The organism is Cecembia lonarensis LW9 (assembly GCF_000298295.1).
GTDB classification, from domain to species: domain Bacteria; phylum Bacteroidota; class Bacteroidia; order Cytophagales; family Cyclobacteriaceae; genus Cecembia; species Cecembia lonarensis.
Genome location: NZ_AMGM01000152.1, coordinates 1 through 4,173, shown reverse-complemented (window position 1 = coordinate 4,173; position 4,173 = coordinate 1). Strand labels below are relative to the sequence as shown.

Annotated in this window: 1 protein-coding gene; it reads right to left on the bottom strand. The window is 50.3% G+C overall.

Going from position 1 to position 4,173, the window contains the following annotated elements:
• Positions 1-4,173: HYR domain-containing protein (locus tag B879_RS20310; protein ID WP_040401415.1), on the bottom strand; the 4,173-nt coding region annotated here is incomplete at both ends.

Genomic DNA, 4,173 nt, shown 5'->3' with positions numbered 1-4,173 from the left:
AGTGGCAGTGTAGGTTACCGTAGTGCTGCCTACAGGGAAGAAGCTTCCCGGCTCAAAGTTGCTGGTCAGGTTCACTGAACCACTGTTATCGGTAGCGGTCGGTGCCGTCCAGTTGACAATGGCCCCGCAGCTTCCCGTATCGTTGGATACAGAGAAGTCCGCAGGACAGTCGCTGATGACCGGATCTTCGGTATCGGCACTTTCGGTCACGGTCACTGTAAAGCTGCAGTCGACACTGTTGCCGGAAGCATCGGTAGCCCTGTAGGTCACTGTAGTGGTTCCGATCGGGAACACTGAACCGCTTGCAGGTCCGCTGATCAGCAGGACACTTGGCGTGCCGCAGTTATCGGTAGCGGTAGGCTGCGCGTAAGTCACCACAGCCCCTGTTTCCCCGAAGGCCACCGTGGTGCTGATATCTGCAGGACAGGTGATCACCGGAGCTTCGGTATCGGTCACGGTGACGGTCTGTATTACAGGATCCGCTTCATTGCCTGCCGCATCTTCTGCCGTCCAGGTGATGGTGGTGGTGCCCAATGGATAGGCATCATTGAGTGCCAGTCCGTCACTTCTTGTTCCTATGGCCAGAAGACCGGTAGAACAGTTGTCGTTCACTGCAGGAACAGGAATATTGATAATGGCTTCACAGCTTCCTGCAGGAGCTGCCTGGGCTATCGGGCTGATTGCTGCAATCACTGGTTTCTGGTTATCGCTAACAGTCACAGCAAAGCTGCAGATTGCGGTATTTCCTGCCGCATCAGTGGCGGTATAGGTCACTGTAGTGCTGCCCACAGGGAAGAAGCTTCCCGGCTCAAAGTTGCTGGTCAGGGTCACTGAACCGCTGTTATCGGTAGCGGTCGGTGCGGTCCAGTTGACAATGGCCCCACAGCTTCCCGCATCATTGGATACGGAGATGTCCATTGGACAGTCGCTGATTACCGGATCTTCGGTATCGGCATTTTCGGTGACGGTGACCGTAAAGCTGCATTCTGTGGAATTTCCTGCCTCATCGGTAGCCCTGTAAATCACTTCAGTGGTACCTATAGGGAATACTGAACCGCTGTTAAATCCTGCTACCAATTGAAAATCTATGACACCGCAATTGTCGAATGCTGTCGCATTATCATAAAACACAGCTTTACCGCTTTCATTCAGATCAGCCTCAACCTCAATGTTTCCAGGGCAGATGATAAATGTCGGTGCCAGGTTATCAATTACGATCACCGTTTGTGTTACAGGATCGGATTGGTTACCGTTTAAATCAGTGGCCACCCAACTGATAACAGTCTCACCTACGGGATATCCGTTGACAAGGGAAAGTCCATCACTTCTTGTGCCTGTAAAGAAAAATTCCACTGAACAGTTATCTGTAGCATTAGGGAAAGGAACAGTCTCAAAAGACTGACAGAAGTTTACATCTGCGGATAAAGTGATGGGAGCAGGTGGTAGGATTACCGGTTTTTCATTATCGGTTACTGTCACAATAAAGCTGCAGACAGAGGTATTTCCTGCCGCATCGGAGGCGGTATAGGTCACGGTAGTGCTGCCCACAGGGAAGAAGCTTCCCGGCGCAAAGTTGCTTATCAGGTTCACTGAACCGCTGTTATCGGTAGCGGTTGGTGCCGTCCAGGTCACCACGGCCCCGCAGCTTCCCGGATCGTTGGATACAGAGATGTCCGCAGGACAGTCGCTGATTACCGGATCTTCAGTATCGGCATTTTCGGTGACGGTGACCGTAAAGCTACAGTCAGTGCTGTTTCCTGCCCCATCGATTGCCCTGTAAGTCACTGTAGTGGTACCTACAGGGAATACTGATCCACTGTTTAATCCGGATATCAATTGAAAATCAATGACAACACAATTGTCCAATGGTATCGGCATATCATAAAATACAGCTTTACCGTTTTCATTCAGATCAGCCTCAACCTCAATGTTTCCAGGACAAGAAAAAAATGTCGGTGGCAGATTATCGATTACGATAACTGTTTGTTCCACAGGGTCGGAAACATTTCCGTTTTGGTCGAATGCTGTCCAACTGATGACGGTTTCTCCAATTGGATATCCGTTTACCAGGCTTAATCCATCACTTCGGGTTCCGAAGAAAGTAAATTCTGATGAACAGTTATCCGTAGCATTGGGGAAAGGAACAGTCTCAAAAGACTGACAGAAGTTTACATCTGCGAATAGCGTAATGGGGGCCGGTGGGAGAATGACCGGTTTTTCCCTGTCATTAACAGTAATGTATTGTTCTACTTCCTGGGCCTGATTGCCAGAGGCATCTTGGGTTGACCAAGTGATTGTGGTAAAACCAATAGGATAAGGATCATTTAAGGACAATCCATCGTCTCGGACACCTACCAAAACAAGGGCAGTATCACAGTTATCAGTAACTGCCGGAGGCACGATGGAAACCAAAGCCTCACAATTTCCAGGATCGGTATTTACCTCTATATGCACAGGCCAATCAATCACAGGTTTTTCTGAATCCGTGATTACGATGGTCTGTATAAAATCATCTGCCGCAATACCCGAATCATTTACTGCTGACCAGGTGATGGTCGTGGTGCCCACAGGATAAGGGGCATCCAGAGCCAGCCCGTCACTTCTGACCCCGTTAGGTTCATAACTTCCGCAGTTATCAAAAGCAGATGCTGAAACTGTACCAAGATTGAACAAGGTGGCAAAGCAGGTTCCGGCATTATTGACCTGGGTATAAAACTCTGTGCCGACAATCACCGGTTTTTCGGTATTGATCACCGTGACATCGAAACTGCAGATGGAAGTATTTCCTGATGCATCGGTAGCAGTGTAGGTCACTGTGGTGGTTCCTACATGGAAGAAGCTGCCTGGCAGTTTGTCAGTAAACAGGGAAGCGAATCCGCTGTTGTCGGTTGCGGTGGGTTCAGTCCAGCTGACGATGGCCCCACAACTTCCCTCATCATTGAATACAGTGATGTTTTCTGGGCAGTCGCTGATGACGGGAGCTTCGGTATCTTCACCTTCCAAGACTGTGACTGTAAAGCTGCATTCAGTGGAATTGCCAGAGGTATCAGTAGCCCTATAGGTCACAGTGGTGATGCCAATGTTGAAAAAGGTTCCGCTTTCAAATCCAGTGATTAGCTGTAGAGCTGGTTCTCCGCAATTGTCAGAAACTATGGGCAGGTCGTAGAAAACTTCTACTCCATTGGCTGCTACCGGAGCGGTGACGGTGATATCTGTGGGACAGGTAATCTGTGGTGCTTCGGTATCTAGTACAGAGATGGTCTGGAAAATTTCTTCAGCCTGGTTTCCGGAAGCATCCTCAGCGCTCCAGGTGATGCTGGTAATGCCTACCGGGAAGGGTGCATTAAGTGCCAGTCCATCACTTCTGATGCCAAAAGGAACAATACCCGTATCACAGTTATCCGTTACTTCGGGCAGGGGCAGGTTGATGTCCGCTTCACAGGAACCCGGGTCAGTATTTACCTGTATATCCCCGGGATTCATGATAACCGGCGCTTCAGTATCTATGATCAGGATTTCCTGGGTCTGGGTGGTGGTGTTACCGGCGGCATCGGTATAGGTCCAGGTGATGATGGTGCTGCCCTGTGTAGTAATCGGGAAGAGACTTTCATCGGTCGTGCCTTCGATGGTTCCATCCACATTATCCGTGGCGGTAGGGATGGTCAGGTCTGCGAGGTTCACCACACACTGTGCTTCGAAGACCGGTAATTCTTCAAGGTCAGGTTCCGGGGCCTCCGTATCCGGGGCAGGACCTACGGTATTCTGAAGACGGTTGATCCTGACCCGGCTGACCCCATCGTAGGAAGTGAAATCTCCCCCGATGATGAGCTTCCCATCCGATTGGATAGCGGTGGTCAAAATTTGAGAGTTCGCCCCCGTGCCGGGATTAAAATCTGTATCGAGGCTGCCGTCCCCATTCAGACGGGCGATGAAGTTTCTTGCCACGCCGTTGTATTCAGTGAAAATTCCCCCGATGATGATCTTCCCGTCTGCTTGGATAGCGGTGGTGAAAACGAAACTGGTCGCCCCCGTGCCGGGATCAAAAGAAGTATCGAGGCTGCCGTCCGGGTTCAGCCGGGCAATTTGGTTTCTTGCTACTCCGTTGTATAGGGTGAATTGTCCCCCGATGATGAGCTTCCCGTCCGATTGGATAGCGGTGGTCAAAATTTGAGA